The organism is Bacillus cereus group sp. MYBK95-2 (assembly GCF_051915225.1).
Taxonomy (GTDB): domain Bacteria; phylum Bacillota; class Bacilli; order Bacillales; family Bacillaceae_G; genus Bacillus_A; species Bacillus_A cereus.
The window spans coordinates 302,862-329,091 of record NZ_JBQAEH010000001.1 but is presented as its reverse complement, the minus strand read 5'-3'; the positions used below and the strand labels follow the sequence as shown (position 1 = coordinate 329,091).

The following is a 26,230-nucleotide window of genomic DNA, read 5'->3' as shown; positions in this document are numbered from 1 at the left end:
TATGGCATTTGAAGGATTAGCCGACCGACTTCAACAGACAATGCAAAAAATCCGCGGCAAAGGAAAAGTTTCTGAAGCCGATGTGAAAGAAATGATGAGAGAAGTTCGTCTAGCTCTTTTAGAAGCAGATGTTAACTTTAAAGTAGTAAAAGATTTTGTGAAGCGTGTGTCTGAACGTGCTGTCGGACAAGATGTAATGAAAAGTTTGACACCTGGACAACAAGTAATTAAAGTTGTACAGGAAGAACTTACAGAACTTATGGGCGGAGAGCAAAGCAAAATTGCTGTTGCTAATAAGCCACCGACTGTTATTATGATGGTTGGTCTGCAAGGTGCGGGTAAAACAACGACGACAGGTAAGCTTGCGAATTTGCTTCGTAAAAAGCATAACCGTAAACCGATGCTTGTTGCAGCGGATATTTACCGTCCAGCAGCGATTAAACAGCTTGAAACATTAGGGAAGCAATTGGACATGCCTGTATTCTCTTTAGGAGATCAAGTAAGTCCTGTTGAAATTGCGAAACAAGCGATTGCAAAAGCAAAAGAAGATCATCACGATTATGTTTTAATCGATACAGCGGGTCGCCTGCATATTGATGAAGAACTAATGGATGAATTAGCGAAAGTTAAAGAAGTTGCGAAACCGGATGAAATTTTCCTTGTTGTCGATGCGATGACGGGACAAGACGCGGTAAATGTTGCGCAAAGTTTCCATGAACAGTTAGGTTTAACAGGTGTTGTATTAACGAAATTAGATGGTGATACGCGCGGTGGTGCTGCATTATCTATTAAGGCTGTAACAAACACGCCGATTAAATTTGCTGGTATGGGTGAAAAACTAGATGCAATTGAAGCGTTCCATCCAGAGCGTATGGCATCCCGTATTTTAGGGATGGGCGATGTCTTAACATTGATTGAAAAAGCGCAAGCTACAGTTGATGAAGAGAAAGCGAAAGAACTTGAGCAAAAAATGCGTACGCTTTCGTTTACGCTTGACGATTTCCTAGAACAACTTGGACAAGTGCGTCAACTTGGGCCGCTTGATGAATTGTTAGGAATGCTTCCTGGTGCAAATAAAATTAAAGGGCTGAAAAATGCACAAGTTGATGAAAAACAAATTGGGCATATTGAGGCAATTATTCGTTCTATGACTAAATTAGAACGAGAACAACCGGAAATAATCAATGCTAGTCGCAAAAAGCGCATTGCCAAAGGTAGCGGTACAACTGTACAAGAAATCAATCGTCTAATTAAACAATTCGATGACATGAAAAAAATGATGAAGACGATGACGGGAATGCAAAAAGGTAAGAAAAAAGGACTAGGTGGATTGAAGTTTCCATTCATGTAAGGAAAAAAAGATGGCTCTGTTAAGAAAAAATACTTTACAAAGCAATAGTCTTTTTGCTAATATAATTATCTGTGTGAAATAAATTCGGAGGTGCTTTATAAATGGCAGTTAAAATTCGTTTAAAACGTATGGGAGCTAAAAAAACTCCTTTCTATCGTGTAGTTGTTGCAGATTCTCGTTCTCCTCGTGACGGACGTTTCATTGAGGAAATCGGAACTTACAATCCAGTTGCTCAACCAGCTGAAGTTAAGATCAACGAAGAAGCAGCATTAAAATGGTTAGGAAATGGTGCTAAACCATCTGATACAGTTCGTAACTTATTCTCTAACCAAGGTATCATGGAGAAATTCCACTTATCTAAACAAGGTAAGTAATTGAGGCAATGACTATGAAGAAGTTAGTCGAGACGATTGTCAAGCCTCTTGTCGATTATCCTGAAGATGTAAAAGTTACACAGGAACTTTGCAACGGAGAGATAAAGTATCGATTAACTGTACATCCTGAGGATGTTGGAAAAGTCATTGGAAAGCAAGGGAGAGTTGCGAAAGCGATTCGAATGCTCTTGTATTCAGTGGGACATCATAATGATGAAAAAGTAACACTGGAAATTCAATAAACGTAAAAAAGGGCGAGGAGTTATTCCTCTCCCTTTTTTAACATTTAAATAGAGAGTGCATGTTCCATCTGTGAAATGGAGATGCTTAATTTATATAGAAACCAGGGGTGACATACTATTTATGACAAAATGGTTTAACGTAGGGAAAATTGTAAATACTCATGGCGTAAGAGGAGAAATCCGTGTTATTTCTCGTACTGATTTTCCAGAAGAGCGATATAAAGTAGGAAACACGTTATACATATCGAATGAGAAAGGCACAGACTACCTTCCGGTGAAGGTAACTTCTCATCGCCAACATAAGACATTCGATTTATTAACATTTGAAGGATATAACAATGTAGATGAAGTAGAGAAGTTTAAAGGTTCTTTAATAAAAGTACCGGAAGAGCAGTTAGGTGAACTTGCTGAAGGTGAATACTACTATCATGAAATTATTGGTTGCAGTGTTGTAACGGAAGAAGGAGAAGCGCTAGGGACAATCAAAGAGATTCTATCTCCTGGTGCAAATGATGTTTGGGTAATTAAACGCCCGAAGGGTCAAGATCTCTTAATTCCTTATATCGATGACGTTGTACTTCAAGTTAATATTGAAAATAAATTAGTAACCATTCATGTAATGGAAGGGCTGCTATAATGAAAATTGATATTTTAACGTTGTTCCCAGACATGTTTACCGGTGTATTTGGATCTTCTATATTAAAGAAGGCACAAGAAAAAGAAGCGGTAAACCTTCGTGTTGTTAACTTTCGTGATTATACAACAAGTAAGCATAATAGTGTAGACGATTATCCTTACGGCGGAGGAGCTGGTATGGTGCTTACTCCTCAGCCTATTTTTGATGCTGTAGAAGATTTGACGAAAGAGACAGAGCGTAAGCCTAGAGTTGTCTTAATGTGTCCGCAGGGCGAAAGATTTACGCAGAAGAAAGCGGAAGAGCTTGCAGGGGAAGAACATTTGATCTTCGTATGTGGGCATTATGAAGGGTATGACGAACGAATTCGTGAGCATCTCGTAACGGATGAGATTTCTATTGGTGACTATGTATTAACGGGCGGAGAATTAGCCTCTATGGTTATTACTGATAGTGTTGTACGTCTCTTGCCAGGTGTGCTAGGAAATCATGCTTCACAAGTAGAGGATTCGTTTAGTACAGGTTTATTAGAGCATCCTCATTATACACGTCCGGCTGATTTTCGTGGTATGAAGGTACCGGATGTATTAATGTCAGGGAATCATAAAAACATTGATGAATGGCGACATAAGGAATCTTTGCGTCGAACGTATACGCGTAGACCGGATTTGTTAGATGAGAGAGAGTTATCTAAACAAGAGAAAAAATGGCTTGAGGAAATAAAGCGAGAGCAGTAATAACTTCATATATTTGCTATTGCAACAGGCCTAGTAATATGCTATTATAACATTTGTGCTACTGAAATCAGTAGCCGTATTAACGATGTTCCGCTGTAATTTATTAAGACTTTATAAGAGCATCTGTTTAAAGGAGAGAATTTAATATGCAACAATTAATCGCAGAAATTACAAAAGGCCAATTAAAAACTGACCTTCCTTCATTCCGTCCTGGTGACACTTTACGTGTACACGTAAAAGTTGTTGAGGGAACTCGTGAAAGAATTCAGCTTTTCGAAGGTGTTGTAATTAAACGTCGTGGTGGCGGAATCAGTGAAACATTCACAGTTCGTAAGATTTCTTACGGTGTAGGTGTTGAGCGTACATTCCCAGTTCACACGCCAAGAATCGCGAAAATCGAAGTACTTCGCCGTGGTAAAGTACGTCGTGCTAAGTTATACTACTTACGTAACCTTCGCGGTAAAAAAGCACGTATTAAAGAAATTCGATAAGACATGTATGGGAGCTTGTAAATGCACAAGCTCCCTTTTTCCAATCTATATGAAATTTTGGTATAATACGAGCAGTTTACATAACCGTGGAGGGGAAATGCATGAAAAAAGAGAAGAGTTCACTTTGGGAATGGATTAAGGCAATTTTGATTGCTGTTGTATTAGCTGGTGTTATTAGACAGTTTTTCTTTGCGCCAATTCTCGTAGACGGGGTATCGATGGCACCTACTTTACATGATCGTGATCGAATGATTGTGAATAAAATTGGTTATCACATTGGAGATCCAAAACGCTTTGATATTATCGTATTTCGAGCAACAGAAGATAAAGATTACATTAAGCGCATTATAGGCCTGCCAGGCGATGAAATAGAGTATCGTAATGATAAACTGTATGTTAACGGAAAGGCTTATGAGGAGCCGTATTTAGACAAGCAGAAAAAGCAAATTGCTGACGGACCGCTTACATATGATTTTAATCTTGAAGAAATGACAGGCAAGAAAACCGTTCCAAAAGATCAATTATTTGTTTTAGGTGATAATCGTCGTTTTAGTAAAGATAGCCGTTCAATCGGTACGATTTCAATGGATCAAGTAATTGGTAAAGCTAATATGTTATATTGGCCGTTAGAAGACGCACGTATTGTGAAATAAATGAAAAAGAAGGTGGCAACATGGTAATTCAATGGTTTCCAGGGCATATGGCGAAGGCTAGACGCCAAGTAACGGAGAAATTAAAATTAATTGATGTTGTAATTGAACTTGTAGATGCTCGATTACCATTATCATCTCGAAACCCAATGATTGATGAAATCATTACACATAAGCCAAGGCTTGTTGTTTTAAATAAAGCGGATATGGCGGATGATCGTTTAACAAAACAATGGATCGCATATTTTAAAGAAAAAGGCCATATGGCAATTTCGATTAACGCGCAAGCTGGACAAGGTATGAAGGAAATTGCAGCAGCTTGTAAAGTGCTTGTTAAAGAAAAATTTGATAAAATGGTTGCAAAAGGTATTAGACCGAGAGCGATTCGTGCATTAATTGTAGGTATACCAAATGTTGGTAAATCTACATTGATTAATAAATTGGCAAAGAAAAATATTGCTAAAACAGGAGATCGTCCAGGTGTGACAACAGCTCAACAATGGATTAAAGTTGGGAAGGAAATGGAATTGTTAGATACACCAGGTATTCTGTGGCCTAAATTTGAAGATCAATTAGTGGGTCTTCGTTTAGCGACAACGGGTGCAATTAAAGATTCAATTTTAAATTTACAAGATGTAGCTGTTTACGCATTACGTTTTATGGAGAAACATTATCCAGAACGCTTGAAAGAACGCTATAATTTAAATGAGATTCCAGAAGATATTGTGGAATTATTCGATGCAATTGGAAAAAATAGAGGCTGCTTAATGGGCGGCGGAATGATTGATTATGATAAGACATCTGAGCTTGTGCTTCGTGAGCTTCGTGGTGGCAAACTTGGAAAAATGACGTTTGAAACACCGGAAGAGTTTGGAGAGCAAGTGGAAGATGTGGAAAAAATAGAAGAAGTATAAGACGTGCGTTTGTGCGTCTTTTCTTTTTGGATATGTTTAAAAAGGAGCTTGTATAAATGCAAACTATGACGATAAAAGAAGCGGAAAATGTATTGAAAGAAATTATGAATGAAGAAGATGATCGCTTTCAGCTGTTAATGAAAGATGATCGAAAAGGTGTTCAAAAGCTCGTTTTGAAGTGGTATAAACAAAAAGAGTTAGAACAGAAAGAAAAAGAGAAGTTTTTTGAAATGTCCAAGTATGAAAATGCTTTGCGTGAAAAAGGGGTCACATATATCGCGGGTATTGATGAAGTAGGGCGCGGGCCATTGGCTGGGCCTGTTGTGACGGCAGCTGTCGTTCTTCCTGAGGATTTTTATATTCCAGGGTTAAATGACTCGAAAAAGTTGAGTGAAGCGAAACGTGAGCGTTTTTATGATGAAATAAAAGTACAAGCAATTGCAATTGGAGTAGGAATTGTATCACCGCAAGTTATTGATGACATTAATATTTACCAAGCAACGAAACAAGCGATGTTAGATGCAGTTGCAAATTTATCTTGTACACCTCAACATTTATTAATTGATGCGATGAAGCTTCCTACACCAATTCCGCAAACATCAATTATTAAAGGTGATGCGAAAAGTGTTTCGATTTCAGCAGCATCCATTATAGCAAAAGTAACGAGAGATCGTATGATGAAAGAACTGGGAGAGAAGTATCCTGAATATGGATTTGAGCAACATATGGGATATGGCACAAAGCAACATTTAGAGGCAATTGAAGTGCATGGAGTACTAGATGAACACCGCAAGTCATTCGCACCAATTAAAGATATGATTCAAAAATAAGCTGTAAATATACAGCTTATTTTTTTATTTTGGCATATAAACATTACTATTTTCGAAAAAGAATAAAGCGATTTCAGTTTTCTGACACTTTATTGTAGACAGCGTGCCAATCATCTTATACAATGGCAATGTAATGTTTTTTAAACATTAAAAAACTTTTCGAGTAAAACAGGAAAACAGGGGAGGATGGGACCATGAATATCCATGAGTACCAAGGTAAGGCAGTCCTTAGAAGCTATGGGGTTAGCGTTCCGAACGGGAAGGTTGCGTTTACAGTAGAAGAAGCTGTAGAAGCAGCGAAAGAATTAGGAACAGATGTATGTGTAGTGAAAGCGCAAATTCACGCTGGTGGACGCGGCAAAGCTGGCGGAGTAAAAGTTGCGAAAAATTTAGATGAAGTTCGTACATATGCAGAAAGCATTTTAGGAACTACACTTGTGACACATCAAACAGGTCCTGAAGGTAAGGAAGTAAAACGCTTACTTATCGAAGAAGGTTGCGATATTAAAAAAGAATATTATGTAGGTCTAGTTTTAGATCGTGCAACTTCTCAAGTTGTTTTAATGGCGTCTGAAGAAGGCGGAACAGAAATTGAAGAAGTAGCAGAAAAAACACCTGAAAAAATCTTTAAAGAATATATTGATCCAGCAGTAGGCTTGCAAGGTTTCCAAGCGCGCCGAATTGCATTTAACATCAATATTCCAAAAGAGCTTGTAGGACAAGCTGTGAAGTTTATGATGGGCTTATATCGTGCGTTTATCGAAAAAGATTGCTCTATCGCTGAGATTAACCCACTTGTTACAACAGGCGAAGGTAAAGTTATGGCATTAGATGCAAAATTAAACTTTGATTCTAATGCGTTATATCGCCATAAAGACATTTTAGAGCTTCGTGATCTTGATGAAGAGGATTCAAAAGAAATTGAAGCTTCAAAATACGACTTAAACTACATTCCTTTAGATGGAAATATCGGTTGTATGGTTAATGGTGCAGGTTTAGCGATGGCTACAATGGATATCATTAAACATTACCACGGTGACCCAGCTAACTTCTTAGATGTTGGTGGCGGTGCAACTGCAGAAAAAGTTACAGAAGCATTCAAAATTATCCTTTCTGACAAAAATGTAAAAGGTATCTTCGTTAACATTTTTGGTGGCATTATGAAGTGTGATGTTATTGCAGAAGGTGTTATTGAAGCAACGAAACAAGTAGGTCTTGAGTTACCTTTAGTTGTACGTCTTGAAGGCACAAACGTAGAACTAGGTAAGAAAATTTTAAATGAGTCTGGCTTAAATATTGTTGCAGCAGAATCTATGGCAGACGGTGCACAAAAAATTGTTTCACTAGTGGGCTAATAGAAAGCGGGGGAGAAAAATGAGCGTATTAGTTAATAAAGATACAAAAGTTATTGTTCAAGGTATTACAGGTTCTCAAGGTTTATTCCATACAAAACAAATGATTGAATACGGTACGAAAATTGTCGGTGGTGTAACACCAGGTAAGGGCGGCACTGATATTGAAGGTGTACCAGTATTTGATACAGTAGAAGATGCAGTGAAAGCAACAGGCGCAAACGCTTCAGTTGTATACGTTCCACCCGCTTTTGCGGCAGATGCAATTATGGAAGCTGTTGATGCAGAAATTGATTTAGTAGTATGTATTACTGAAGGGATTCCTGTATTAGATATGGTAAACGTAAAGAGATATATGGCGGGTAAACATACACGTTTACTTGGACCAAACTGCCCAGGTGTAATCACACCAGATGAATGTAAGATTGGTATTATGCCAGGATATATTCATAAAAAAGGTCATGTTGGTATCGTATCTCGCTCTGGTACATTAACTTATGAAGCTGTACATCAGTTAACACAAGAAGGTATTGGCCAATCTACTGCTGTAGGTATCGGCGGAGACCCTGTTAACGGTACAGACTTTATTGATGCGTTAAAAGCATTTAATGAAGATGAAGAAACACATGCTGTAATTATGATTGGTGAAATCGGCGGTACAGCAGAAGAAGAGGCAGCTGAATGGGTAAAAGCTAATATGACAAAACCTGTTGTAGGCTTCATTGGTGGTCAAACAGCGCCTGCTGGCAAACGTATGGGCCATGCTGGTGCAATCATTTCTGGCGGTAAAGGAACTGCTGCTGAAAAGATTAAAACAATGGAAGCTTGTGGCATTAAAGTAGCTGAAACTCCAGCAGTTATGGGAGAAACGCTAATCTCTGTTTTAAAAGAAAAAGGTTTATTTGAGACTTGTAAAAACTATTAATCTGTTGAAAGACACCTTCTTACTTGAGGGTGTCTTTTTACACTTTTTTCTGTTTACATAATAAAAATTATGGGTAAGGAGAATCAAGATGAAAAGAGAGAGGTTATTACATGTTCATTACTTGCTAGCAGATTATTGGAAAGCGATGGAGAGGCTACTATATGTCGATCCAGAATTAAAGAACATATATAATTTTAACGAAAAACAAATGGAACACTACACTGGAATATCCTCGAAAAAATCTTCAGAACTAGTAAAATTTCTTCAAAATTCAAATCTTCCGCAATATATATCTTATTTAGAGAGAAATCGTATTTTTTATATAACGATATGGGATGAAGATTATCCGCAATTATTACGTGAAATACAAGACCCTCCCTTCGTTTTATATGGAAAAGGAGAGAAAGATTTCCTGAATAAAGTAAATAAATTAGCAGTTGTTGGAACGAGAGAACCATCATTATATGGTCATGAGAGTTTGAAGTTTATTTTACACCCTTTATTAGAAAGAGAGTGGCTTATTGTCAGTGGGTTTGCAAAAGGGATAGATACAATGTCTCATGAGATTACAGTAAGGCATCATTGCCCGACTATTGCGATATTAGGGCATGGATTGTCTTTTATGTATCCGAAAGAAAATAGACATTTATATGAAATGTGGAAGGAATATATATTGTTATTGACAGAGTATCCGCCGCACTATGCACCGAAAAAATGGTATTTTCCAAAAAGGAACCGGATTATTAGTGGTATAAGTAAAGGTGTTTTAGTTGTAGAAGCGAAATCGAGAAGCGGAACACTTATTACTGCAGACCTTGCGTTAGAGCAAAATAGAGAGGTGTTTGCGCTTCCTGGACCTATATTTGTAGAGGGGGCATCGGGAACGAATCATCTTATTCAGCAAGGAGCAAAACTAGTAAGAAATGCAGAAGATATCTTGGAAGAGATTTTAAATTAACCTTATATTTTTATGTTTTTATTAAACAATTATTGACAAATGGTAGATTGGCACTGTATGGTATATTCATTCTTGATTGACAAAAACAAGAGAAATCAATAAGATTAATGAAGACTTGAATCCACCTCTTAAGGAGGCACTAGCATGTCAGATTACCTCGTAATCGTGGAGTCGCCTTCTAAGGCGAAGACCATTGAGAAATATTTAGGGAAAAAATACAAAGTTGTCGCGTCTATGGGACATGTTCGCGATTTGCCAAAAAGTCAAATGGGGATAGAAGTAAAGAACAACTTCACCCCGAAGTATATTACCATTCGTGGTAAAGGTCCCGTCTTAAAAGATTTAAAATCAGCGGCGAAAAAAGCAAAGAAAGTCTATCTCGCGGCCGATCCAGACCGTGAAGGGGAAGCGATTGCTTGGCATTTAGCGAATACGTTAAATGTGGACGTTGAATCAGATTGTCGGGTTGTGTTTAATGAGATTACGAAAGATGCAATCAAAGAATCATTTAAACATCCTCGTGCAATTAATATGGATTTAGTGGATGCACAACAAGCAAGACGTATACTTGATCGTCTTGTTGGTTACAATATTAGTCCTTTATTATGGAAGAAAGTAAAAAAAGGATTAAGTGCAGGACGTGTACAATCTGTAGCAGTTCGTTTAATCATCGAGCGTGAAAGGGAAATTCAAAACTTTGAACCTGAAGAATTCTGGACAATTAAAACAGAATTTGTAAAAGGAAAAGACACATTTGAAGCAAGCTTTTACGGTGTAGATGGTGAAAAAGTTCAATTAACAAATGAAACGCAAGTGAATGAAATAATTGAACAGATGAAAGACAATGCGTTTTCAGTTGAAAATGTAACGCGCAAAGAGCGAAAACGTAATCCTGCATTACCGTTTACAACATCTTCCTTGCAACAAGAAGCAGCACGTAAGTTAAACATGCGAGCAAAGAAAACAATGATGCTTGCACAGCAATTGTATGAAGGGATAGATCTTGGAAAACAAGGAACTGTAGGTCTTATTACGTATATGAGAACTGATTCAACACGTATCTCAGAAACAGCTCAAACAGAGGCTCGTACTTACATCACTGAAGCGTATGGTACGGAATACATAGGAACAGAAAAGAAGAAAGAAACGAAAAAGTCAAATGCGCAAGATGCGCATGAGGCAATTCGTCCTACTTCGGTAATGAGAAAGCCAGAGGAACTAAAAAGTTTCTTAGGTCGTGATCAACTTCGATTATATAAATTGATTTGGGAGCGATTTGTTGCAAGTCAAATGGCGTCTGCTATAATGGATACTGTGACAGCGAGACTCATTAATAACAATGTTCAGTTCCGTGCAAGTGGATCGGTTGTAAAGTTCCCAGGATTTATGAAAGTGTATGTAGAGTCAAAAGATGATGGTGCTGAAGAAAAGGATAAGATGTTGCCACCTTTAGAAGTAGGGGAAACTGTATTTTCAAAGGATTTAGAACCAAAGCAACATTTTACACAACCTCCTCCGCGCTATACAGAGGCTCGCCTAGTAAGAACACTTGAAGAACTTGGAATTGGAAGACCGTCAACATATGTACCTACACTTGAAACAATTCAAAAGCGTGGGTATGTAGGTTTGGATAATAAACGCTTCGTTCCGACTGAACTTGGTGAAATAGTAATTGAACTTATTTTAGAGTTTTTCCCAGAAATTATTAACATTGAATTTACTGCCAATATGGAGCAAAGCCTTGATGAAGTAGAAGAAGGAAATGCGAATTGGGTAAAAATTGTTGATGATTTCTACGTAGGTTTTGAACCGCGTTTAGAAAAAGCGGAAAAAGAAATGCGTGAAGTGGAAATTAAAGATGAACCAGCTGGGGAAGATTGTGAATTATGTAATCACCCAATGGTCTTTAAAATGGGTAAATACGGGAAATTTATGGCTTGCTCGAATTTCCCAGATTGTCGTAATACAAAGCCGATTGTGAAAGAAATCGGTGTTACTTGTCCAAAGTGTGATAAGGGTCAAATTATTGAACGCCGTAGTAATAAAAAGAAACGTCTTTTCTATGGGTGCGGTACGTATCCGGAATGCGACTTTGTATCTTGGGATAAGCCAATTGGTCGTAAGTGTCCGAAGTGCGAAGGCATGCTTGTAGAGAAAAAGTTGAAAAAAGGCGTGCAAGTACAATGTATTTCGTGCGATTATGAAGAAGAACAACAAATGTGAGCGTAACTGCTCACATTTTTTTCGGGAAGAAAAGGAAAGGTGATATAAATGACAACACAAGTAGTAAACGTCATTGGCGCAGGTCTTGCAGGAAGTGAAGCAGCTTACCAAATTGCAAAACGTGGTGTCCAAGTTAGATTATATGAAATGAGACCGGTAAGGCAAACGCCAGCTCATCACACAGATAAATTCGCTGAATTAGTATGTAGTAACTCACTTCGTGCAAACACTTTAACAAATGCAGTTGGAGTTATTAAAGAGGAAATGCGCTTAATGGATTCTGTAATTATTCGTGCGGCGGATGAGTGCTCTGTACCAGCTGGAGGTGCTTTAGCTGTAGATCGTCATGAGTTCGCAGCTAAAGTAACAGAATACGTAAAGAACCATCCAAATGTAACTGTAATGAATGAAGAAATTACAGATATTCCAGAGGGACCGACAATTATTGCTACAGGTCCATTAACATCTCCTGATCTTTCTGCAAAATTGAAAGAATTAACAGGAGAAGATTATTTCTACTTCTATGATGCTGCAGCCCCAATCGTAGAAAAAGACAGCATTGACATGAATAAAGTGTATTTAAAATCGCGTTATGACAAAGGTGAAGCTGCATATTTAAATTGCCCAATGACAGAAGAAGAGTTCGATCGTTTTTATGAGGCTCTAATTGCTGCTGAGACAGTGCCTTTAAAAGAGTTTGAAAAAGAAATTTTCTTTGAAGGTTGTATGCCAGTAGAAGTTATGGCAAGTAGAGGGAGACAGACGTTAGTATTTGGACCTATGAAACCTGTTGGATTGGAAGATCCCAAAACAGGGAAAACGCCATATGCTGTTGTTCAGTTACGTCAAGATGATGCAGCGGGAACTTTATACAATATCGTAGGTTTCCAAACTCATTTAAAGTGGGGACCGCAAAAAGAAGTGCTACAGTTAATTCCGGGATTGGAAAATGCAGAGATTGTACGTTATGGTGTAATGCATCGTAATACGTTTATTAATTCACCTAATTTGCTTCGTCCAACATATCAATATAAACAACGTGATGATTTATTCTTCGCTGGTCAAATGACTGGAGTAGAGGGATATGTTGAATCAGCAGCATCAGGATTATTAGCAGGAATTAATGCTGCGCGTCTTGTGCAAGGTGAAGAGCCAGTTGTATTACCGCCAGTAACTGCGATGGGTAGCATGGCAAATTACATTACGGCAACGAACGCTAAAAACTTCCAGCCGATGAATGCGAACTTCGGTCTATTTGCACCGTTAGAGAAGAAGATTAAAAAGAAAGCAGAACGAAATGAAGCGTACGCAGCACGCGCTTTAGAAACGATTCGAAATTTTGTAAATATTTAGTTAAATTTCTTGCAAAGGCTACTAAGTTGTGATACGATTTAGTAGCCTTTATTGAGGTGAGTTGTGTGAATGTGAAGAAATTGTTACAATTATTCGTTGGATATTTACAAATTGAAAGAAATTATTCAAAATATACAATTGCAAGTTATCAAAATGATTTAGAACATTTTGTGCAATTTATGGAACGAGAAGGCATATCCTCTTTTTTAGACGTTACATACGCGGATGTTCGTTTGTACTTAACGACGTTGCACGATGAAAAGTTAGCCCGTAAATCTGTCGCAAGAAAAGTATCAAGCTTACGAAGTTTATATCGTTTTTTGATGCGTGAAGGTTATCGAAAGGATAATCCGTTTGCACTTGCGTCACTCCCCAAAAAAGAATTGTCAATCCCAAAGTTTTTATATGCTGAAGAGTTAGAGGAATTATTTGAAGTTTCTGACACGGAAACGCCATTAGGTCAAAGGAATCAAGCTTTATTAGAGTTGATGTATGCGACTGGGATCCGTGTGAGTGAATGTGTCAATTTACAACTTACCGATATTGACTTTGCGGTGGGAACAATTTTAGTAATGGGAAAAGGAAAAAAACAAAGGTATATTCCGTTCGGAAGCTATGCGCAAGATTCTTTAATTACTTATATAGAGAATGGGAGAAAACAGTTAGTTAATAAGACTGACGAAGATTCTCATATGGTATTTTTAAATGCGAAAGGTACACCGCTAACAAGTCGTGGGGTTCGTTATGTTTTAAATGAACTCATTAAAAAGGCTTCGCTGACAATGCGGATAAGTCCCCATATGTTAAGGCATACATTTGCTACACATATGCTAGATGAAGGGGCGGATTTACGTACTGTACAGGAGCTATTAGGCCATGAAAATTTGTCGACGACACAAATTTATACGCATGTCTCTAAAGAAAGATTGCGTTCTGTTTACATGAAGCATCACCCGCGGGCATAAATTGCTTTAAAAGCTATAAAAACAAATAAAGGAGTTTTTTCTATGGGAAATTTCCACGCTACAACGATATTTGCAGTTCATCATAATGGAGAATGTGCAATGGCTGGAGATGGCCAAGTGACAATGGGAAATGCTGTTGTAATGAAACATACAGCTCGTAAAGTTCGTAAACTTTTCCAAGGTAAAGTTTTAGCTGGTTTCGCAGGATCAGTTGCTGACGCATTTACTCTTTTTGAAATGTTTGAAGGGAAATTAGAAGAGTATAATGGCAACTTGCAGCGTGCTGCTGTTGAAATGGCAAAACAATGGCGTGGCGATAAAATGTTACGTCAGCTAGAAGCGATGCTCATTGTCATGGATAAAACAACTATGCTCCTTGTTTCAGGTACAGGAGAAGTGATTGAACCGGATGATGGTATTTTAGCAATTGGATCTGGTGGGAATTATGCACTTTCTGCAGGTCGTGCTTTAAAGCAATATGCAAGTGAACACTTAACAGCGAAGCAAATTGCGAAAGCGAGTTTAGAGATTGCTGGCGATATTTGTGTTTATACGAATCACAACATAATTGTTGAAGAATTGTAGAATCGTAAGGGAGGCATTTTATATGCATTTACATTTTACTCCGCGCCAAATTGTGGAAAAATTAGATCAATACATCATCGGTCAAAAAGACGCAAAGAAAGCGGTTGCTGTAGCGTTGAGAAATCGATATCGCCGCAGTAAATTAGCTGAAAATTTACGTGACGAAATTGCGCCTAAAAATATTTTAATGATTGGACCGACAGGTGTTGGGAAAACAGAGGTAGCACGACGAATGGCGAAACTCGTTGGAGCACCTTTTATTAAGGTTGAGGCTACAAAATTCACAGAAGTTGGATATGTGGGTAGAGATGTAGAGTCGATGGTACGTGACTTGGTGGAAACATCGGTTCGTATCGTAAAAGAAGAAATGGTAGTGAAAGTTCAAGATAAAGCAGAAGAGCAAGCGAATCAACGTCTTGTTGAAATTTTAGTGCCGAGTCCGGAGAAGCAATCTGGATTCAAAAATCCATTAGAGATGCTTTTTGGAGGCGCTCAAAATTCGAATCAAACGTCTGATACACAAGAAGATGTTGAAATCGAAAAGAAACGTCAAGATGTGGAGAGAAAGCTTGCTGCAGGGCTTCTTGAAGAAGAAATTGTATCGATTGAAGTGACTGAACAACAGTCTTCCATGTTTGATATGTTACAAGGAACTGGCATGGAACAAATGGGAATGAATTTCCAAGATGCGCTAGGAAGTTTTATGCCGAAAAAAACGAAAAAACGTAAACTTTCTGTAAAAGAAGCAAGAAAACTCTTGACAAATGAAGAGGCACAGCGCTTAATTGATATGGATGAAGTTACACAAGAGGCTGTTTATCGTGCTGAACAGCTCGGGATTATTTTTATCGATGAAATTGACAAAATTGCTGGTAAGCAGTCGAATAGCGTAGATGTATCACGTGAAGGTGTGCAACGTGACATTCTGCCAATTGTAGAAGGGTCGAATGTTGCGACAAAATACGGATCAGTAAAAACGGATTATATTTTATTCGTTGCAGCTGGAGCGTTCCATATGTCTAAACCGTCGGATTTAATTCCGGAATTGCAAGGGAGATTTCCGATTCGAGTAGAATTAACAAAATTATCGACAGACGATTTTGTTAAAATATTAATCGAGCCTGACAATGCGTTAATTAAACAATATATGGCATTATTAGCGACTGAAGGTATAGAAATTGAATTTTCAGACGAAGCTATTCGTAAGATTGCTGAGATTGCTTATCAAGTTAATCAGGATACAGATAATATTGGAGCAAGAAGACTTCATACGATTATGGAGAAGCTCCTTGAAGATTTATCGTTTGAAGCATCTGAAATTACGTTAGAGAAAATAACGATAACACCTCAATACGTTGAGGAGAAATTAGCAACAATTGCTAAAAATAAAGATGTGAGCCAGTTTATTTTGTAATAGTGTCATCAGGTGACTCGCCCTAGTTTCCAAGTGATGAAAAAATATGTGAGTAACATGTAGGAGGAACTTTTGAAATGGAATTATTAGCAAAAACGAGAAAATTAAATGCGTTATTACAGAGCGCAGCAGGGAAGCCTGTAAACTTTAGAGAAATGTCTGACACAATGTGTGAAGTAATCGAAGCAAACGTATTCGTAGTTAGCCGTCGTGGTAAATTACTAGGTTATGCAATTCACCAACAAATCGAAAACGAACGCATGAAGCAAATGCTTGCAGAACGTCAATTCCCAGAAGAATATACACAAAGCTTATTCAACATTACAGAAACATCTTCAAACTTAGATGTGAACAGTGCTTACACAGCATTCCCAGTAGAAAACAGAGAATTATTCGGTCAAGGTTTAACTACAATCGTACCAATCGTTGGTGGCGGTGAGCGTCTAGGTACATTAGTATTAGCTCGTCTTGGTCAAGAGTTCTTAGATGATGATTTAATCCTTGCTGAGTACAGCTCAACTGTTGTAGGTATGGAAATCTTACGTGAAAAAGCAGAAGAAATCGAAGAGGAAGCGCGTAGTAAAGCTGTTGTTCAAATGGCAATCAGCTCATTATCTTACAGTGAGTTAGAAGCAATTGAGCATATCTTCGAAGAATTAAATGGAACAGAAGGTTTACTTGTTGCAAGTAAAATTGCTGATCGCGTAGGAATTACTCGCTCTGTAATCGTAAATGCACTACGTAAATTAGAAAGTGCTGGTGTTATTGAGTCTCGCTCTTTAGGTATGAAAGGAACATACATTAAAGTACTAAACGACAAGTTTCTACAAGAACTTGCTAAATTAAAAACAAACTAATTTATAAAAAACTCTCCTCAATTGAGGAGAGTTTTTTTGTGCAATGGATAGAAGATGCTTGTGAAAAGTGTCATAAGCGTGTTTTCTGGGAAAACTATTAATTGTATTTACTTTTTTGCTTAAAAGAAAAGAAGGTTGGTAATACTAGAATTCGAGTATGAACAAAGAAAGTTTTACATTGTTCGCATTTTCGACTTGATTGTAATATTTCAGTATGATATAGTAAGCAGTGGTGTCAGTACAAAGTACACACGTTTACTGATTTAAGTGTTGGTGCTACGTTTGTAGTTTCGCTTAGAGATGAAGTAAACGGAGGATATCAAAAACCATTTAGGAGGAACTATATTATGTCAGTAATTTCTATGAAGCAATTGCTTGAAGCTGGTGTTCATTTCGGACATCAAACTCGTCGTTGGAACCCAAAAATGAAGCGTTACATTTTCACAGAGCGTAACGGTATCTACATCATCGACTTACAAAAAACTGTGAAAAAAGTTGAGGAAGCTTACAGAACGATGCGCGACATCGCTGCTGAAGGCGGAGACATCTTATTCGTAGGTACTAAAAAACAAGCACAAGAAGCTATTAAAGAAGAAGCAACTCGTGCTGGTATGTACTTCGTTAACCAACGTTGGTTAGGTGGAACTTTAACAAACTTCCAAACAATCCAAAAGCGTATCAAGCGTCTTAAAGACATCGAAAGAATGCAAGAAGATGGTACTTTCGAAGTACTTCCTAAGAAAGAAGTTGTTCAACTTAAAAAAGAGTTAGAGCGTCTTGAGAAATTCTTAGGCGGTATTAAAGATATGAAAGGTCTTCCAAGTGCATTATTCGTAGTAGACCCTCGTAAAGAGCGTATTGCAGTTGCTGAAGCACGCAAATTACACATTCCAATCATCGGTATCGTTGATACAAACTGTGATCCAGACGAAATCGATCACGTTATCCCAGCAAACGATGATGCAATTCGTGCTGTAAAACTTCTTACATCTAAAATGGCAGACGCGATCCTTGAAGCAAAACAAGGTGAAGAAACTGTTACTGCGTAACAAAGTTGGAAAGGTGATAAGGGGTTCGGCCTTTTATCACCTTTTTTAAGGTATAAACACCTTTATAAAAGGTATAAATACATATTTTAGGAGGATGAAAAGTATGGCAATCACTGCTCAAATGGTAAAAGAATTACGTGAAAAAACTGGCGCAGGTATGATGGACTGCAAAAAAGCTTTAACAGAAACTAACGGCGACATGGAGAAGGCAATTGACTTCTTACGTGAAAAAGGTATTGCGAAAGCTGCTAAAAAAGCAGACCGCATTGCTGCTGAAGGTTTAACTTTCATCGAAACAAACGGTAACGACGCTTTAATCTTAGAATTAAACTCTGAAACTGATTTCGTTGCGAAAAACGAAGGTTTCCAAACACTAATTAAAGAATTAGCTGCTCACTTATTAACTAACAAACCAGCTAACGTTGAAGAAGCTATGGCTCAAACAATGGAAAACGGTAAAAAAGTTGAAGAGCACATCAACGAAGCAATCGCTAAAATTGGTGAAAAACTTACACTTCGTCGTTTCGAAATCGTATCAAAAACTGATGCAGATGCATTCGGCGCTTACCTACACATGGGTGGACGCATTGGTGTATTAACAGTTCTTGAAGGTTCTACTGATGAAGCTGCTGCTAAAGATGTTGCAATGCACATCGCTGCAGTTAACCCTAAATACATCGACCGCGATGCTGTAACAGCTGAAGAAGTTGAGCATGAGCGTCAAGTATTAACACAACAAGCATTAAACGAAGGCAAGCCTGAGAAAATCGTTGCGAAAATGGTTGAAGGCCGTCTAGGCAAATTCTTCGAAGAGATTTGCTTACTTGACCAAGCATTCGTTAAAAACCCTGATATGAAAGTTCGTCAGTTCGTTGAGTCTAAAGGCGGAACATTAAAAGGATTCGTTCGCTACGCTGTTGGTGAAGGTATCGAAAAACGCGAAGACAACTTTGCTGAAGAAGTAATGAACCAAGTAAAAGGTAGTAACTAATACAGATTAGGGAACACATTGTGTTCCCTTTTTTAAAATAAAGATGTAAGCAATTGGAGGTTCATTATGAGTAAACCGAAATATAATCGTGTCGTTTTAAAGCTAAGTGGAGAAGCTTTAGCTGGAGAGCAAGGATTTGGAATTAACCCAACTGTTATTAAGTCAGTTGCGGAACAAGTAAAAGAAATTGCAGAACTTGATGTAGAGGTTGCTGTTGTTGTTGGTGGCGGTAACATTTGGCGTGGAAAAATTGGAAGTGAAATGGGCATGGATCGTGCAGGGGCAGATTACATGGGCATGTTAGCGACAGTTATGAATTCATTAGCTCTTCAAGATAGCTTGGAGAATATCGGAATTCAAACTCGTGTACAAACTTCAATTGAGATGCGTCAAGTTGCAGAACCTTACATTCGTCGTAAAGCAGTTCGTCACTTAGAGAAAAAACGTGTTGTTATCTTTGCAGCAGGTACAGGTAACCCATACTTCTCTACAGATACAACAGCAGCATTACGTGCGGCAGAAATTGAAGCAGATGTAATTTTAATGGCGAAAAACAATGTAGATGGTGTATATAATGCGGATCCATCTATTGATCCAACAGCTACAAAATACGAAACGCTTACTTACTTAGATGTATTAAAAGAAGGTTTAGGTGTAATGGATTCTACAGCTTCTTCTCTATGTATGGATAATGATATTCCACTAATTGTATTCTCAGTTATGGAAAAAGGTAATATTAAACGTGCCGTTTTAGGCGAAAATATCGGAACAGTGGTAAGGGGGAAATAAATATGGGACAACAAGTATTGAAGTCTTCAAATGAAAAAATGGAAAAAGCAGTTGCTGCTTATTCTCGTGAATTAGCAACAGTTCGTGCTGGTCGTGCAAACGCGTCTGTATTAGATAAGGTACAAGTTGATTACTATGGTGCACCAACACCAGTTGTGCAATTAGCGAACATTACAGTTCCAGAAGCGCGTTTACTAGTAATTCAACCTTATGATAAAACTTCTATCGGTGATATTGAAAAAGCAATTTTAAAAGCAGATTTAGGCTTAAACCCTTCTAATGATGGAACTGTAATTCGTATTGCATTCCCTGCACTAACAGAAGAGCGTCGTCGTGATCTTGTAAAAGTTGTGAAAAAATATGCTGAAGAAGCAAAAGTTGCTGTTCGTAACGTACGTCGTGACGGAAATGATGATCTTAAGAAGCTTGAAAAAGCTGGCGAGATTACAGAAGATGATTTAAGAGGATATACTGAAGATATCCAAAAAGAAACAGATAAATATATTGCAAAAGTTGACGAAATCGCAAAAAACAAAGAAAAAGAAATCATGGAAGTGTAATAGCGATAACTTCGCAAATATGACCCTCTTCTTAAGGGGGTCTTTTTACACTTTTAGGCATACGTCTGCTTGCTGGAGGGTATGAATGATGTTTAAAAACTTTCCTTTTTTTAAAGGTAAAAAGGACACATCGTTTGATCATCTCGTTGAAGAAGTGAAAAAAGGATATATCCCAGAACATATTGCCATCATTATGGATGGGAATGGAAGATGGGCAAAGAGGAGAGCAATGCCTCGTATTGCGGGACATCATGAAGGTATGCAAGTTGTAAAGAAAATTACAAAATTTGCAAGTAAACTTAATGTGAAAGTGTTAACTCTCTATGCTTTTTCAACTGAGAACTGGAAAAGACCGAAAAAGGAAGTTGATTATTTAATGAAGCTTCCAGAAGAATTTCTAGGTACATTTTTACCAGAATTGATTGAAGAAAACGTACAAGTCCGAGTAATAGGGCAAAAAGATCGTCTTCCTACGCATACACGCAGAGCGATGGAGAAAGCCATGGAAGATACGAAAGAGAATACGGGATTAATTCTTAATTTCGCGTTAAACTATGGAAGTCGAGATGAAATCGTTTCTGCTGTGCAACATATGATGAAAGATAATGAGGAAGGAAAAATTCGTTCTGAAGAGGTAAGTGAAGAAATGCTTTCCTCCTACTTAATGACGAGTTCTTTACCTGATCCAGAGTTGTTAATCCGAACAAGCGGAGAGCTACGTATTAGTAATTTCATGTTATGGCAAATTGCATATTCGGAGTTTTGGTTTACAGACGTGTATTGGCCAGACTTCAAAGAAGAACATTTGCTAAATGCGATTACTGACTTTCAACATAGAGGGCGCAGATTCGGAGGCGTGTAGAAAGAGAGGGTTTGATAGTGAAACAGAGAATTATTACTGGAGTGGTTGCTGCCGCGCTATTCATTCCCATCGTAATATACGGTGGCGTGCCTTTTACGGTTTTAGTGTATGCACTTGCTTCTATAGGTTTATATGAATTAATTCGTATGAATAAGCTTACGCTTATTTCAGTACCGACAGTTTTAGCTGCAGTATTATTGTGGATTCTTTTAATTCCAAGTAGTGCATCAGAACTGTTTACATGGATTGGATTAGGTAAATTGGAAATCACATTTGTGATTGTTTTATTACTTTTATCATATACAGTCCTTTCTAAGAATACATTTACTTTTGATAATGCTTCATTTTTACTGATGGCAACGACATATGTGGCAATGGGATTCTTATATTTAAATGAAACGAGAATATTAGGAATTAAATATGTATTTTGCGCATTATTTGTTATATGGGCTACTGATTCAGGCGCATATTTCGTAGGAAAAGCATTTGGCAAGAGAAAATTGTGGCCAGAAATTAGTCCGAATAAAACGATTGAAGGTTCATTAGGCGGTATCGTTTGTGGAATTATTGTGGCACTTGTTTACAACGTGTTCTTCCCAGTCGAATCGAATGTAGTAATTTTAATTGTGCTGACAATTATCATTTCTATTTTTGGACAAATTGGTGATTTAGTACAATCTGCTTTTAAACGTCATTATGGCGTAAAGGATTCAGGTACAATTTTACCTGGGCATGGTGGTATATTAGACCGAACAGATAGTTGGTTATTCGTTTTACCAATTCTCTACTTCTTATTACAATACAATTAATAAATGAACGAGGGGTTGGAGTCATGAAAAACATTAGTTTATTAGGTGCAAGCGGATCAATTGGTACACAAACTTTAGATGTATTACGCTCGCACCCAGACCAATTCCGTCTCGTTGCTTTTTCTGTAGGGAAAAATATTGACTACGCAGTAAAGGTAATTCAAGAATTTTCTCCGCAAATCGTCTCTGTGCAAAGAGAGGAAGATGTTTTAAAATTACAATCTGTTTCTGGTAATACAAAAATTGTATATGGTAGTGAAGGACTTTTAGAAGTAGCATTACATCCAGATGCGGAGATTGTAGTAAATGCTGTTGTAGGTAGCGTAGGGTTGTTACCAACACTTCGTGCAATTGAGGCGAAAAAAACAATTGGAATTGCAAATAAAGAAACGTTAGTAACTGCAGGACATCTTGTAATGGAAGCAGCACGAAAACATAATGTTTCGTTACTTCCAGTAGATAGTGAACATTCGGCTATTTTTCAGTGCTTGAATGGTGAAAATGAAAAAAGAATTTCTCGTCTTATTATAACGGCTTCTGGTGGAAGTTTCCGTGATAAAACGAGGGATGAATTGCATCATGTGACCGTAGAAGATGCGCTTCGACATCCAAACTGGTCAATGGGTTCGAAAATTACAATTGATTCTGCTACAATGATGAATAAGGGACTAGAAGTAATTGAAGCACATTGGCTTTTTGGTATCCCTTATGAGCAAATCGATGTTGTTTTACATAAAGAAAGTATTATCCATTCTATGGTTGAATTTGAAGATCGTAGTGTAATGGCGCAGCTTGGTTCACCTGATATGCGAGTACCAATTCAATACGCACTTACATATCCTGATAGATTGCCTCTTTCAGACACAAAACAGTTAAACTTATGGGAAATAGGGACGTTGCATTTTGAGAAAATGGACCAAGAACGATTCCGTTGTTTACGTTTTGCGTATGAAGCTGGAAAAGCAGGTGGAAGTATGCCAGCTGTAATGAACGCAGCGAATGAAGTAGCTGTTGAAGCCTTTTTACAAAAGAGAATTGGTTTCTTAACAGTGGAAGACCTCATTGAAAAAGCAATGAACCATCACAATGTCATTGCACGACCGAGCTTAGAGGAAATTTTGGAAATTGATGCGGCCACAAGACGGTTTGTGATGGAACAAATTTAGCAAAGGTGGTTATGGAATTGAATACAGCGATTGCCTTTATATTAATTTTCGGTGCACTCGTATTTTTCCATGAGCTAGGGCATCTATATTTCGCAAAAAGAGCAGGTATTTTATGCCGCGAGTTTGCGATTGGTTTTGGTCCGAAAATATTCTCATTTGAAAAGAATGAAACGGTGTATACGATTCGATTACTGCCCCTTGGTGGCTATGTAAGAATGGCCGGCGAGGATGCGGACACAGTTGAGTTAAAGCCTGGGAAAAAGGTTGGCCTTGTATTAAATGAAAAAGACGAAGTTGTGAAATTAGTTTTTGATGGATATGAAAAGTATCCAAATGTTCGTGTTATTGAAGTCGAACAAGCTGATTTGGAGCATAATTTAACAATTTCGGGCTATGAAGAGTACGAGGAAGAGCTTCAAACATTCCGAGTGAATGAAAAGGCTCGTATTATTACTGCGGGGGAAGAAATTCAAATTGCTCCGTATAATAGACAATTTGGCTCGAAAAAACTAGGGCAACGCGCTTTAACAATCTTTGCGGGTCCTGCAATGAACTTCATTTTAGCATTTGTTATTTTTGTGATTCTTGGATTTGTACAAGGGGTTCCTATTGACAAACCAATGGTCGGAAAAGTGATGGATAACAGTGCAGCACAGCAAGCTGGATTGAAAGAGAATGATACAATTCAAGCTATTGATGGGAAAAACACAAGTACATGGAAAGATGTTGTTACTATTGTACGTGAAAACCCAAATAAAGAAATTACGTTACAAGTAAAGCGTGATAATGAACAGTTTAATGTGAAAGTAACGCCAACACTCGATAAAGAAGGAAAAGACGAAGTTGGTAGAATCGGTGTGTATTCTCCTGTAGAGAAAACAGTAATGGGTTCTATTAAATCAGGATTTGAACAAACGTACCAATGGACGAAACTAATTTTTGAATCTCTTGTTAAATTAGTAACTGGTCAATTTTCTATTAATGAGTTATCAGGTCCAGTAGGAATTTATAATCTAACAGATCAAGTTGTAGATTATGGGTTTACGCGTGTACTAAGTTTAGCTGCAGTTCTAAGCATTAATCTTGGTTTATTTAATTTATTACCAGTTCCTGCTTTAGATGGTGGCCGTTTATTCTTCTTCTTAATTGAAGCGTTACGAGGGAAACCAATTGATCGCCAAAAAGAAGGAATGGTTCACTTTATTGGTTTTGCATTATTAATGTTACTTATGTTAGTTGTAACTTGGAATGACATTCGTAAGTTTTTCTTGTAAAATAAAGTGAAACTTATAATGAAATAGAGCTCGTAGAATAAAATCCCTCACCTAACTCGAGGTGAGGGGTTTTACTGCGTGTAAGAGTAAAATGAAGAGGTGCAAATAAATGAAACAAAGTATGGTATTCAGTCCTACATTACGTGAAGTTCCAGCTGATGCTGAAATTAAGAGTCATCAGCTATTACTTCGTGCAGGTTTTATGCGTCAAAATGCTTCTGGTATTTATAGCTTTCTACCATTTGGATTAAAAGTATTACACAAAGTAGAACGTATCGTTCGAGAAGAAATGGAGCGCGCAGGAGCTGTAGAATTATTAATGCCAGCTATGCAAGCTGCGGAATTATGGCAAGAATCAGGTCGTTGGTATTCTTACGGATCTGAATTAATGCGTATGAAAGATCGTAATGCTCGTGAATTCGCATTAGGAGCGACACATGAGGAAGTAATTACGGATCTTGTGCGTGATGAAGTGAAATCATATAAAAAATTACCGTTAACATTATACCAAATTCAAACAAAATTCCGTGATGAGCAAAGACCTCGTTTCGGCTTATTACGTGGAAGAGAGTTTCTAATGAAAGATGCATACTCTTTCCATGCTACACAAGAGAGCTTAGATGAAGTATACGATCGTTTATATAAAGCATACTCTAACATTTTTGCTCGCTGTGGCTTGAATTTCCGTGCAGTTATTGCTGATTCTGGAGCAATGGGCGGAAAAGATACACATGAATTTATGGTATTATCTGATGTTGGTGAAGATACAATTGCATACTCTGACACATCTGATTATGCAGCAAACATCGAAATGGCTCCTGTTGTAGCTACGTATACGAAGAGTGACGAAGCAGAAAAAGCACTTGAAAAAGTAGCAACACCAGACCAAAAAGCAATTGAAGAAGTATCCGCATTCTTAAACATTGCAGCTGACAAGTGCATTAAGTCTATGGTGTTTAAAGTAGATGAGAAATTAGTAGTGGTACTTGTTCGTGGTGATCACGAAGTAAACGATGTGAAAGTGAAAAATGTATACGGCGCTTCAGTTGTTGAGCTTGCTTCTCATGAAGAAGTAAAAGCATTATTAAATTGTGAAGTTGGTTCATTAGGACCGATTAATGTAACAGGTGATATCGAAATTATTGCTGATCATGCTGTAGCATCAATTGTTAACGGATGTTCAGGAGCGAATGAAGAAGGATTCCATTATGTAAATGTAAATCCAGAACGTGACTTTAAAGTAAGTCAATATACAGATTTACGCTTCATCCAAGAAGGAGACCAATCTCCAGATGGAAACGGAACAATTCTTTTTGCACGCGGAATTGAAGTTGGTCATGTATTCAAATTAGGAACTCGTTATAGTGAAGCAATGAACGCAACATTCCTGGATGAAAACGGAAAAACACAACCACTTATTATGGGTTGTTACGGTATCGGGGTATCTCGTACAGTGGCAGCAATTGCAGAGCAGTTTAACGATGAGAACGGCTTAGTTTGGCCAAAAGCTGTAGCACCGTTCCATGTGCATGTAATTCCAGTAAATATGAAATCGGATGCACAACGTGAAATGGGTGAAAATATCTACAACTCATTACAAGAACAAGGCTATGAAGTGTTATTAGACGATCGTGCAGAACGTGCAGGTGTTAAATTTGCAGATGCAGATTTATTTGGTCTTCCAGTTCGTGTTACAGTTGGTAAAAAAGCAGACGAAGGTATTGTAGAAGTGAAAGTACGTGCTACAGGTGAGTCTGAAGAAGTAAAAGTAGAAGAACTTCAAACATATATTGCAAATATTTTAAAATAAGAAGAGGTACCTCGTAATGGGGTACCTTCTCTTTCTTTGTAAACGTATTTTGTAAAAGAAGAGGT

27 protein-coding genes are annotated in these 26,230 nt (G+C 37.7%); all 27 read left to right on the top strand.

The genetic code is table 11. The features are described from left to right. Position 1: 1 nt before the first annotated feature. The 27 genes from ffh to ACTFN4_RS01430 all read left to right on the top strand — a co-directional run bounded on the left by ffh (position 2) and on the right by ACTFN4_RS01430 (position 26,165). Complete coding sequence (gene ffh / locus ACTFN4_RS01560; protein ID WP_000863460.1) at positions 2–1,351, top strand: signal recognition particle protein; 1,350 nt, start codon at positions 2–4, stop codon at positions 1,349–1,351. A 101-nt stretch (positions 1,352–1,452) separates the two neighbouring features. Next, complete coding sequence (gene rpsP / locus ACTFN4_RS01555) at positions 1,453–1,725, top strand: 30S ribosomal protein S16 (protein WP_000268750.1); 273 nt, start codon at positions 1,453–1,455, stop codon at positions 1,723–1,725. 14 nt (positions 1,726–1,739) lie between these two features. Beyond that, on the top strand, positions 1,740–1,967 hold the full coding sequence (locus ACTFN4_RS01550) for a KH domain-containing protein (RefSeq protein WP_000737401.1): 228 nt from the start codon (positions 1,740–1,742) through the stop codon (positions 1,965–1,967). Between the two features lie 121 nt (positions 1,968–2,088). Continuing rightward, a complete protein-coding gene (rimM, locus tag ACTFN4_RS01545; RefSeq protein ID WP_000170278.1) occupies positions 2,089–2,604 on the top strand; it encodes a ribosome maturation factor RimM in 516 nt (171 codons plus the stop codon). After that, complete coding sequence (trmD, locus tag ACTFN4_RS01540) at positions 2,604–3,338, top strand: tRNA (guanosine(37)-N1)-methyltransferase TrmD (RefSeq protein ID WP_000686903.1); 735 nt, start codon at positions 2,604–2,606, stop codon at positions 3,336–3,338. Before rimM ends, trmD begins: the two co-directional genes overlap by 1 nt. A 146-nt stretch (positions 3,339–3,484) precedes the next feature. Beyond that, a complete protein-coding gene (gene rplS, locus ACTFN4_RS01535; RefSeq protein WP_001186516.1) occupies positions 3,485–3,829 on the top strand; it encodes a 50S ribosomal protein L19 in 345 nt (114 codons plus the stop codon). Between the two features lie 101 nt (positions 3,830–3,930). Continuing rightward, complete coding sequence (gene lepB, locus ACTFN4_RS01530) at positions 3,931–4,482, top strand: signal peptidase I (protein WP_000711853.1); 552 nt, start codon at positions 3,931–3,933, stop codon at positions 4,480–4,482. Between the two features lie 20 nt (positions 4,483–4,502). Continuing rightward, a complete protein-coding gene (gene ylqF, locus ACTFN4_RS01525) occupies positions 4,503–5,393 on the top strand; it encodes a ribosome biogenesis GTPase YlqF (protein WP_000236704.1) in 891 nt (296 codons plus the stop codon). 56 nt (positions 5,394–5,449) lie between these two features. Then, the gene (locus ACTFN4_RS01520; RefSeq protein ID WP_001194265.1) at positions 5,450–6,223 is read left to right on the top strand and encodes a ribonuclease HII; all 774 of its coding nucleotides are present in this window, start codon (positions 5,450–5,452) and stop codon (positions 6,221–6,223) included. A 194-nt stretch (positions 6,224–6,417) separates the two neighbouring features. Further along, positions 6,418–7,578 (top strand): ADP-forming succinate--CoA ligase subunit beta, encoded by a 1,161-nt coding sequence (sucC, locus tag ACTFN4_RS01515; RefSeq protein WP_001020791.1) that lies wholly within the window; start codon positions 6,418–6,420, stop codon positions 7,576–7,578. A 19-nt stretch (positions 7,579–7,597) separates the two neighbouring features. Next, complete coding sequence (sucD, locus tag ACTFN4_RS01510; RefSeq protein WP_000115178.1) at positions 7,598–8,500, top strand: succinate--CoA ligase subunit alpha; 903 nt, start codon at positions 7,598–7,600, stop codon at positions 8,498–8,500. An 88-nt stretch (positions 8,501–8,588) separates the two neighbouring features. Further along, a complete protein-coding gene (dprA, locus tag ACTFN4_RS01505) occupies positions 8,589–9,458 on the top strand; it encodes a DNA-processing protein DprA (protein ID WP_000818059.1) in 870 nt (289 codons plus the stop codon). A gap of 144 nt (positions 9,459–9,602) precedes the next feature. Beyond that, positions 9,603–11,681, top strand: a complete 2,079-nt coding sequence (topA, locus tag ACTFN4_RS01500) for a type I DNA topoisomerase (RefSeq protein WP_001286963.1) — start codon at positions 9,603–9,605, stop codon at positions 11,679–11,681. 48 nt (positions 11,682–11,729) lie between these two features. Further along, a complete protein-coding gene (trmFO, locus tag ACTFN4_RS01495) occupies positions 11,730–13,034 on the top strand; it encodes an FADH(2)-oxidizing methylenetetrahydrofolate--tRNA-(uracil(54)-C(5))-methyltransferase TrmFO (RefSeq protein ID WP_000213002.1) in 1,305 nt (434 codons plus the stop codon). A 65-nt stretch (positions 13,035–13,099) separates the two neighbouring features. Continuing rightward, entirely contained in the window at positions 13,100–13,999 is a 900-nt protein-coding gene (xerC, locus tag ACTFN4_RS01490) for a tyrosine recombinase XerC (protein WP_001101243.1), read from the top strand. Between the two features lie 42 nt (positions 14,000–14,041). Continuing rightward, positions 14,042–14,584, top strand: a complete 543-nt coding sequence (gene hslV, locus ACTFN4_RS01485) for an ATP-dependent protease proteolytic subunit HslV (RefSeq protein WP_000526272.1) — start codon at positions 14,042–14,044, stop codon at positions 14,582–14,584. Between the two features lie 22 nt (positions 14,585–14,606). Next, complete coding sequence (gene hslU / locus ACTFN4_RS01480; protein WP_000550078.1) at positions 14,607–15,998, top strand: ATP-dependent protease ATPase subunit HslU; 1,392 nt, start codon at positions 14,607–14,609, stop codon at positions 15,996–15,998. Positions 15,999–16,075: 77 nt separating this feature from the next. After that, the gene (codY, locus tag ACTFN4_RS01475) at positions 16,076–16,855 is read left to right on the top strand and encodes a GTP-sensing pleiotropic transcriptional regulator CodY (protein ID WP_000421290.1); all 780 of its coding nucleotides are present in this window, start codon (positions 16,076–16,078) and stop codon (positions 16,853–16,855) included. A gap of 347 nt (positions 16,856–17,202) precedes the next feature. Continuing rightward, entirely contained in the window at positions 17,203–17,904 is a 702-nt protein-coding gene (rpsB, locus tag ACTFN4_RS01470) for a 30S ribosomal protein S2 (protein WP_000111485.1), read from the top strand. A gap of 103 nt (positions 17,905–18,007) precedes the next feature. Then, entirely contained in the window at positions 18,008–18,895 is an 888-nt protein-coding gene (tsf, locus tag ACTFN4_RS01465; protein WP_001018578.1) for a translation elongation factor Ts, read from the top strand. Between the two features lie 66 nt (positions 18,896–18,961). Then, on the top strand, positions 18,962–19,684 hold the full coding sequence (pyrH, locus tag ACTFN4_RS01460; RefSeq protein WP_000042668.1) for a UMP kinase: 723 nt from the start codon (positions 18,962–18,964) through the stop codon (positions 19,682–19,684). A 2-nt stretch (positions 19,685–19,686) separates the two neighbouring features. Further along, a complete protein-coding gene (gene frr, locus ACTFN4_RS01455; RefSeq protein ID WP_000531501.1) occupies positions 19,687–20,244 on the top strand; it encodes a ribosome recycling factor in 558 nt (185 codons plus the stop codon). Positions 20,245–20,329: 85 nt separating this feature from the next. Then, positions 20,330–21,106: an isoprenyl transferase gene (gene uppS, locus ACTFN4_RS01450; protein WP_000971296.1), complete on the top strand. Its 777-nt coding sequence runs from the start codon at positions 20,330–20,332 to the stop codon at positions 21,104–21,106. Positions 21,107–21,123: 17 nt separating this feature from the next. Then, positions 21,124–21,915 carry a phosphatidate cytidylyltransferase gene (gene cdsA / locus ACTFN4_RS01445; protein WP_439962038.1) on the top strand — a complete coding sequence of 264 codons (792 nt, stop codon included), beginning with the start codon at positions 21,124–21,126 and terminating at the stop codon, positions 21,913–21,915. A gap of 23 nt (positions 21,916–21,938) precedes the next feature. Next, positions 21,939–23,081, top strand: a complete 1,143-nt coding sequence (gene dxr, locus ACTFN4_RS01440; RefSeq protein ID WP_000790373.1) for a 1-deoxy-D-xylulose-5-phosphate reductoisomerase — start codon at positions 21,939–21,941, stop codon at positions 23,079–23,081. Positions 23,082–23,098: 17 nt separating this feature from the next. Further along, positions 23,099–24,355, top strand: a complete 1,257-nt coding sequence (gene rseP, locus ACTFN4_RS01435; protein WP_001090243.1) for an RIP metalloprotease RseP — start codon at positions 23,099–23,101, stop codon at positions 24,353–24,355. A gap of 109 nt (positions 24,356–24,464) precedes the next feature. Then, positions 24,465–26,165 carry a proline--tRNA ligase gene (locus ACTFN4_RS01430; RefSeq protein ID WP_000814299.1) on the top strand — a complete coding sequence of 567 codons (1,701 nt, stop codon included), beginning with the start codon at positions 24,465–24,467 and terminating at the stop codon, positions 26,163–26,165. Positions 26,166–26,230: the final 65 nt, after the last annotated feature.

Bases quoted from the DNA above. Each gene is read 5' to 3' on its own strand.
- ffh (WP_000863460.1), top strand. From the start codon at position 2: ATGGCATTTGAAGGATTAGCCGACCGACTTCAACAGACAATGCAAAAA.
- rpsP (WP_000268750.1), top strand. From the start codon at position 1,453: ATGGCAGTTAAAATTCGTTTAAAACGTATGGGAGCTAAAAAAACTCCT.
- ACTFN4_RS01550 (WP_000737401.1), top strand. From the start codon at position 1,740: ATGAAGAAGTTAGTCGAGACGATTGTCAAGCCTCTTGTCGATTATCCT.
- rimM (WP_000170278.1), top strand. From the start codon at position 2,089: ATGACAAAATGGTTTAACGTAGGGAAAATTGTAAATACTCATGGCGTA.
- trmD (WP_000686903.1), top strand. From the start codon at position 2,604: ATGAAAATTGATATTTTAACGTTGTTCCCAGACATGTTTACCGGTGTA.
- rplS (WP_001186516.1), top strand. From the start codon at position 3,485: ATGCAACAATTAATCGCAGAAATTACAAAAGGCCAATTAAAAACTGAC.
- lepB (WP_000711853.1), top strand. From the start codon at position 3,931: ATGAAAAAAGAGAAGAGTTCACTTTGGGAATGGATTAAGGCAATTTTG.
- ylqF (WP_000236704.1), top strand. From the start codon at position 4,503: ATGGTAATTCAATGGTTTCCAGGGCATATGGCGAAGGCTAGACGCCAA.
- ACTFN4_RS01520 (WP_001194265.1), top strand. From the start codon at position 5,450: ATGCAAACTATGACGATAAAAGAAGCGGAAAATGTATTGAAAGAAATT.
- sucC (WP_001020791.1), top strand. From the start codon at position 6,418: ATGAATATCCATGAGTACCAAGGTAAGGCAGTCCTTAGAAGCTATGGG.
- sucD (WP_000115178.1), top strand. From the start codon at position 7,598: ATGAGCGTATTAGTTAATAAAGATACAAAAGTTATTGTTCAAGGTATT.
- dprA (WP_000818059.1), top strand. From the start codon at position 8,589: ATGAAAAGAGAGAGGTTATTACATGTTCATTACTTGCTAGCAGATTAT.
- topA (WP_001286963.1), top strand. From the start codon at position 9,603: ATGTCAGATTACCTCGTAATCGTGGAGTCGCCTTCTAAGGCGAAGACC.
- trmFO (WP_000213002.1), top strand. From the start codon at position 11,730: ATGACAACACAAGTAGTAAACGTCATTGGCGCAGGTCTTGCAGGAAGT.
- hslV (WP_000526272.1), top strand. From the start codon at position 14,042: ATGGGAAATTTCCACGCTACAACGATATTTGCAGTTCATCATAATGGA.
- hslU (WP_000550078.1), top strand. From the start codon at position 14,607: ATGCATTTACATTTTACTCCGCGCCAAATTGTGGAAAAATTAGATCAA.
- codY (WP_000421290.1), top strand. From the start codon at position 16,076: ATGGAATTATTAGCAAAAACGAGAAAATTAAATGCGTTATTACAGAGC.
- rpsB (WP_000111485.1), top strand. From the start codon at position 17,203: ATGTCAGTAATTTCTATGAAGCAATTGCTTGAAGCTGGTGTTCATTTC.
- tsf (WP_001018578.1), top strand. From the start codon at position 18,008: ATGGCAATCACTGCTCAAATGGTAAAAGAATTACGTGAAAAAACTGGC.
- pyrH (WP_000042668.1), top strand. From the start codon at position 18,962: ATGAGTAAACCGAAATATAATCGTGTCGTTTTAAAGCTAAGTGGAGAA.
- frr (WP_000531501.1), top strand. From the start codon at position 19,687: ATGGGACAACAAGTATTGAAGTCTTCAAATGAAAAAATGGAAAAAGCA.
- uppS (WP_000971296.1), top strand. From the start codon at position 20,330: ATGATGTTTAAAAACTTTCCTTTTTTTAAAGGTAAAAAGGACACATCG.
- dxr (WP_000790373.1), top strand. From the start codon at position 21,939: ATGAAAAACATTAGTTTATTAGGTGCAAGCGGATCAATTGGTACACAA.
- ACTFN4_RS01430 (WP_000814299.1), top strand. From the start codon at position 24,465: ATGAAACAAAGTATGGTATTCAGTCCTACATTACGTGAAGTTCCAGCT.